The sequence below is a fragment of the Paramuribaculum intestinale genome (genome assembly GCF_003024925.1).
Classification (GTDB): Bacteria; Bacteroidota; Bacteroidia; order Bacteroidales; family Muribaculaceae; genus Paramuribaculum; species Paramuribaculum intestinale.
Window position 1 is genome coordinate 1 of record NZ_PUED01000142.1, and the last position, 6,275, is coordinate 6,275.

Consider the following 6,275-nt stretch of genomic DNA (forward strand, 5'->3'; position numbering starts at 1 on the left):
CCAGAGGGGGTGAGCACCGTGACACTCCATGTTCTCAGATGGACGTCAATACCAATAGAGATATTTTGTCCGCTGAAATCTTTTTTGTTACTTTGTACCATAGACGTATCGGTTTTGCTGTTAATGTATTTTGCTTTTACAAATTTACATGCAATTGCCCTTACGTCTATCTTTTCTCCTCACTCCTCTCGGGGGAAAGCCTTAGCGGCAAGGGGGCAGACAGCCCCCGTTGAGCGCCCCGTCAGCTAATCTGATGCAAACATAGTGACTTTATTATGATGGCGTAAACATCCTCTGCCTTGTAACAGCATTTTCTCCCATGACGTATGAAACCGATTCTGCCACCGTTCTGAAGATTGCGCACCTGCCTTGTCGAGATATTCAGGATTTCGGCGGTTTCCTCCAGAGTAAGCCAGTCTCTCGGTTTTTTATCCCGCAATCTGTCAAACAGCGTGTGTATCATGTCATGGAGGTATGCCATACGCTCAAACATCATGTCAAGCACCTCTTTTTCAATCTGTACTACTTCCATTTTTGTGAATTTCAGGAAGTTTCCAATTGAAAAAGCCGACGGGATCCCTCCCGTCGGCCACCACTAAATCCACAATCAGAATAATTCATGACTGCGATTCGATTGCGAATTTAGTGATTTATTTCCAATCGGCAGTGGTTTTCAATATATTTTCGCCATGACCGGAGCAAATTCCAGTCCTTTGCCCTTGCCGATCACCACGGCATCATAGAACTCGTGGCCGCGTCGGTTGACAAAGGGGATTGTCGAAGTGTAGCGGTGGGTCAGCAGATGGTGTATCTCCTTCTCGCTGAACTTATGCCCCATGAACTGCAAGGGCATGGTGAAGCCGCAGACGTGGCACTTCATGACACGGGGATAGCGCAGCACAGAGTGTCGGCCGCATATAGGACACACGTGAGTGTCGGGAGTGGTTCTGAACAGACGGCTGTCGTTGATGAGCTGCTCGGTCTTGTCATAGATGCGCTTGCCGAACTCAGCCATCAGTTTCGCGCCGCCCTTGCTCATCTTGCGATTCGCATAGAGGCGTTCTGCCTCTACCTGATCCGCGAGAAGGTTCTCCAGCGCATAGGTCTCGTCGAATGTTGCCAGAAGCAGCCTGCCATCGGCGGAGATTACCGGCTCCCCGCATACGTCGATTATGAAACCGTTGTTGCGGAGACGGTCCAGGGCATCGGTGACATCATGGCTGTCCGCGCTGAACGGCATACCGGGATTGAAGCGGTCGGAAAGTTTGCGCATCAGTGTCGCCATCACACCGAGCAGGTCGTTCATCTTCGGAGGCTCAGGCGCCTTGCTCTTATGGGTAAAGCAGGATTTACCCGTTATCCTGATTTCTACCGAGGAGGGGACCTCGTCGCAGCAGAACCAAGGCATAGTGCCAAAGAAGGGTGTGCCGTCGATTTCCATGCCGATGACGAGCTCGGTTGACACCGTCGCACCGGTCATGGCCGCGTCGAAACGCTCTGCGATGATGTCATATACCGCCTGTGTGTCAGTGTCGGGCATGAAAGGTTTCTTGCCGGTGGTTATGATGCCGTGAGTGTGAGGCACTTCCTCGTCAGCGGCGAAGGGATAACCCTTTGCCCAGCGGCAGCGTTTGAGGATGTATCCCCGCATGGATTCCGGGAGCTTGGGATTATTGGTGAAGGGCGACGATATAAGCCCGTCCAGAAAGAGACGCTCTGCAATGTCACGGGTCTTTGCGAATGGCATTGACAGACGGGACCAGACATCGGCCTGCAATGTGGCGAGTGTGTAGAGTGCCGGAGCCTCGCTGATTTCGTCGTCTGTCTCCAAGCAGGTGGATGTGAGATTCCCAGGTGTAGTGATAGCTTCGTGTGCCTTGGCACAGTCTTCCTTAGAAGCATAGGTTGTTGTCGGATAGAACTTCACCGTCTGACCGAGCACCTCTCCGCTGACCATGAGCGAATGAGTGGTGACCACTTCGTGAGCCGTACGCGCGGCGGCATCATCACGGAGATAGCTGTTGGCCACGGCAAGGATAAGCATATCCTGACGGCAGACAGGATCTACGAGCCGGGGGAACATGGCGCGGTATGCCTCGGTCACGTTGTATTTGAACGCCTCATTCATTGCCATCGCGACAAGACCGGACTGGGCGAGATTGTACATGGCACGACCGCGGACTCGGGTTTCGTAGGCTCGTTTCAGTGCTTTTTTCTCCAGACGTGTCACCCACATTCTGCTTGTGGGTGCGCCGACCTTGAAGAATCGGCAGATATTGGAGAACCTGCCTTGCGCGTCGGCACCACCGTCGGAAGCGAAAACCACTTCCCTGCCGCCGCGGATGAGATCTCCGATATAATCGGCGTATGCCTGATCTTCGGCGGAGATACCGTTGCGTCCGGGTTCGCCACGTGTGACGCGCAGGCCGTAGGAGTATCGCTCAGGCACTATGGGGAGAGCGTCCTTGCCAGGGAGTACTCCGACGCCATAGGGCGCGATAAAGTCCTTGGGGACAGTGATGACGGCTGTCTTGGCGTCGTAGAAAACGCCGGGAGCGGATACTTTGTTGTTGACGTTGAGGGCGCGAGCGATGGCGGAAGCCACGGCGGTGGTTTCTGTAATTATGACTTTCATGTCAGTATTTTTTGAGGGTGAATATTTTTTTGAGCGGTCGCCGGTTGCAACCTTGGAGAGAGATGAATCTCGGATTGAGTGGTGGATGAATGACACGGGGAGTTCGCGACCTCCCCATGTCGGGCGGGAGGGATACCGGAAATATCGCTTGCGCACGCGACATAGCGGCAGTCAGATTATTTCAATATTGCGGATAGTGGTGAGATCAGATTTTGGGACCTTTGGACTTCTTTTGCTCCTTCTGCTGGGTCTCGTTGTTGGGTTCAGTCTGACCCTTACGGAGCGGCTCTCGGATATTCTTTGTCGCCTCGTTGGTCTGACCGTCGTTGTTGACGGACAGCTGAGTCTTGCTTTCCTCGGCGATGCCGACGACTTTGCTGCGGTCAGGATATTCGCGGGTGGTCTCCGGCTGCCCCTTCTGCGGGTCAAACTGAACATAGATGATGCAGTCGTTGCCGAACTTATCCTTGCTTTCTCCTACACGGACAAGTTTGCCGGCCATGTAGTCGGCCTGTTTCTGCTCGTCCAGCGGAATCTTGCACCACTGGTGCAGACGCTTGATGTTGCCGTCCTTGTCGAGCCAGTTGCCCTGTGTCTGCTTGTCACCTTCAGGTGCCTGGGTCTGAGCATCCTTATTGCGGAGTTCCTGATTCTCCTTGCGGTAAGGTTCGGAATTGAATCCGACATCGCGCTTCTCGACGCTATACTGAAGGTCAGCATAGAATTTTCGACCGTCGGCGAGTTCTACAAACTTCTTGGGCAGAATGCCACCGTTTTTCAGGATTCCGATTTCTCTCATTGTCAGCTCGATATTGGCGATTTTCGGCTTTATATAGGTGCCATCCACCGTCTGGCTCTCAATCTCGTTGGTCAGTTTGTCAAGGCTGACAATACATTTTTGTACTTCTCCTGTCTTCGGGTCAACGAGGTCAACGGCTTTACCGAGGTTGCCGGTCTTGCGCAGCTGAGCCTTGTCCTGCTCTGTGAATGTATAGCCACGATACTCCTGTTCAAGATTGGGACGACTCTTCATGAAATGGGGCGAAAGAGTGATACTTCCGTCAGGATTATGCTTGAACGAAAGTTTGGCATCCGCCTCTATGCGCTGTCCATCGAGCACGGGGGCAATTCGGACGAGATTCGGAGACTTGTGATTGTAAATCATCTGCCGGAGGTCTCCGTTCTGTTCGAGCTGCTGACGTGTCACGCCCCACTCCTTTTCGATGGTTGCCCAATCAATTTTGTTGGGGTCGATAGGAGCTGCCTTAATCGCCGTGACTGCCGCCTCCGGTTGGCTCTGTACATTGTCAGGCTCGGGCTGAGGGTTTACCTCCGGTTCCTGCACCGGGGTCTGTTCTTGCGATTGCGTCTGAGCCACAGACTTCACATCTACTTCGTAAGGTTTGAGCATCTCGCCGTTTGACACCGGGTCTTGGATAAGGTCGGCCATTGCGGGAGCAATGGCGTCATAGCGGTCGGCGGGGAGTTTGAAGAATCCGAACAGAGAGGGGTTCTTTGCCTGACGGATGAAGTTTGACATGAACGCTTCGAGGGGGTTCTGCCCCTTGTTGAACTTAACGAGGTCGCTCAACTTGGCAGTCTTTGCGTCTGCCATCTTCGGGGTGCCGTCGGGATTCTGACCGACGACCGCGCCTACCTGTCCCGTCTCGTTGTTGCGGGCAATCAGCACCTCCTGGTCTTGGAGTTGTTCCATAAATTATTTTGTTTTTGAGTTTACGCCTTTATTGGCGTTCTGTTTGATTCTATCCTTTATATCGGTGGCTCTCGGGTCATCGGAATGGACGAAGTTCTTTTCGATAAATTCATCGAACTGTTCCTGGGTGGTAAATACCGTATGTCCGTCAAGACTGATATAATATTTCAGTTTCTCATCGCTGCGGTAGCGTTTTATTGTTCTTGTACTCAGGTTAAGACCTATCGCTATGTCCTGCACCATTATTATGGTCTTGCCTTTGTAGCTAAGCCGCACACGGTTTGTCTTGGACACCAGTTCAGCCAGAGAGTTGGCGATTTTTGACAACAGGAATAATGCTACTCCAAATGTGTCCATTATCCATTTCTGATATGGCTGGGCGTTGACCGGTGGTTGTGGAGGTGGTTTTGTCATATCCATATTTTGGGGTTCTTTTGGTTTGATGTTGCAAAGTTAGCGGGTAAAAATCCGGCGGTTAATAGAGTAATCCGGTAGTACCGAAACATAAATTTTCAAATTATTTTTCGACATGATATTATTGCTGGATTTCAACTGATTACCTTTCATGCCATATCAGAACATCATGAAATTCGTCTGTTTTATCGGTTGTATTCGGTAGTTGAACCGTGGATTATGCGTTGGCATACTCGCTGTTAAGCGTTCTGACAGCTGACATCAGGAAATATGCCCTGTCTCCGTCTTCGGGACATCTGCGTATGATTTCGCCTCTGGTCTTGTAGTATTTATCCGAAGAATAGTCCAGACCGAACAGACGATGCACACGAGTGATAATCTCATTGCTCGTTATATTGCCGCCGTTGATCATCTTCATGGAGATTACCATATTGATGATTTCACATACAGCGGTGTATTTAGATGAGAGCTTGACCTTCTTTTCAACTTTCGGTGATTCCTCGCACTTCGGCTCACCGGTCTCGCATGACACCGTGACGCCATTTTCCACCAAGAGTTCCAGCTGTCGAAGCAGCCCCTTGGCTATTTCAAGGATACGGGCCGCGTATCCCCTTAGTTTCTTCCCGATGGTGTCTCCGATGATATGGGAGACTTCCGAGATGAACATGGTAAGTCCGGTATGTATCTCACGCCAGTTCAGCGAACTGTGGACGAATGAGACGATTATGGAGCGCATATCCTCATAGTGCGCTTTCATGTCGGTTTCATTCCCGTCTTCAAGATTCAGGAAGAACCGGGTTTTCAGGAGGGTGAATGTCATATCCATAGTTTTTGAAGTAACCTTAATCCGGCGGACTAATTTGTCGCCCGTTTGCGAAATCCAAACACGACAGCGGCTGGATGTGTTTGTATTTTATTCTGTCTGTTAAGGTGTTACAAAGTGACACTAAAAATTCAAAAACACATCTGACTACACTTTTATTATGTGAATCAATCTGAATGTTAAAATCATTATGGCGGACAACTATTTGATTGTTAGAGTTGTTTCTCTTTAAATGCAATAGTATGATTTAACAGATATATAAATTCCATAAATGTCACGTCCCCGCAAGACAATCCCACAAGAACCTGCCTCAGACTGCCACGGGGTGCAGAAAATATTGCTGTACAGCGCGTCGGATGAGAGCATTGCCGATTACTCGAAGACATTGCGAAAATTCGGTGATGCTTTCGAGACCGTAAACAATATCACCGAAGCAAAAAAGATGCTCAGGACCCGTCAGTTTGATTCTCTTATAGCTGACCTGACCAACTTCGAGGGTAGCGGCAGAAGACTCATCCACTGGGCCAAGGCGCATATGCCCGGTTCATTCAAGACCCACGGCTATATGCGTACTGACATTCCCAACCTTATCAAAAACATATACTGCCAAGGTATTGACCAGAGGTTTTATTACGACCATGCCGATATAGACCATCTCACCAAGGTCATATTCTCGATAAGCATAAACC

6 protein-coding genes are annotated in these 6,275 nt (G+C 50.3%); 1 reads left to right on the forward strand and 5 read right to left on the reverse strand.

Annotated features, from left to right (window positions below):
- Positions 1-241: 241 nt before the first annotated feature.
- From C5O24_RS09930 to C5O24_RS09950, 5 genes are all read right to left on the reverse strand, one after another.
- Positions 242-532: a helix-turn-helix domain-containing protein gene (locus C5O24_RS09930; RefSeq protein ID WP_107036633.1), complete on the reverse strand. Its 291-nt coding sequence runs from the start codon at positions 530-532 to the stop codon at positions 242-244.
- Between the two features lie 141 nt (positions 533-673).
- A complete protein-coding gene (locus C5O24_RS09935; protein ID WP_107036634.1) occupies positions 674-2,635 on the reverse strand; it encodes a DNA topoisomerase in 1,962 nt (653 codons plus the stop codon).
- A gap of 205 nt (positions 2,636-2,840) precedes the next feature.
- Positions 2,841-4,349, reverse strand: a complete 1,509-nt coding sequence (locus C5O24_RS09940; RefSeq protein ID WP_107036635.1) for a DUF4099 domain-containing protein — start codon at positions 4,347-4,349, stop codon at positions 2,841-2,843.
- Positions 4,350-4,352: 3 nt separating this feature from the next.
- Positions 4,353-4,769, reverse strand: a complete 417-nt coding sequence (locus C5O24_RS09945) for a hypothetical protein (protein ID WP_107036636.1) — start codon at positions 4,767-4,769, stop codon at positions 4,353-4,355.
- A gap of 211 nt (positions 4,770-4,980) precedes the next feature.
- Positions 4,981-5,589, reverse strand: coding sequence for a hypothetical protein (locus C5O24_RS09950; protein ID WP_107036637.1), 609 nt, complete (start codon positions 5,587-5,589; stop codon positions 4,981-4,983).
- 268 nt (positions 5,590-5,857) lie between these two features.
- Between C5O24_RS09950 and C5O24_RS09955 the strand changes: the two genes are divergently transcribed.
- Positions 5,858-6,275 (forward strand): hypothetical protein (locus tag C5O24_RS09955; RefSeq protein WP_133165526.1); only part of this gene is annotated, 418 nt, incomplete at its 3' end.

Bases quoted from the DNA above. Each gene is read 5' to 3' on its own strand.
- C5O24_RS09935 (WP_107036634.1), bottom strand. From the start codon at position 2,635: ATGAAAGTCATAATTACAGAAACCACCGCCGTGGCTTCCGCCATCGCT.
- C5O24_RS09950 (WP_107036637.1), bottom strand. From the start codon at position 5,589: ATGGATATGACATTCACCCTCCTGAAAACCCGGTTCTTCCTGAATCTT.
- C5O24_RS09940 (WP_107036635.1), bottom strand. From the start codon at position 4,349: ATGGAACAACTCCAAGACCAGGAGGTGCTGATTGCCCGCAACAACGAG.
- C5O24_RS09930 (WP_107036633.1), bottom strand. From the start codon at position 532: ATGGAAGTAGTACAGATTGAAAAAGAGGTGCTTGACATGATGTTTGAG.
- C5O24_RS09945 (WP_107036636.1), bottom strand. From the start codon at position 4,769: ATGGATATGACAAAACCACCTCCACAACCACCGGTCAACGCCCAGCCA.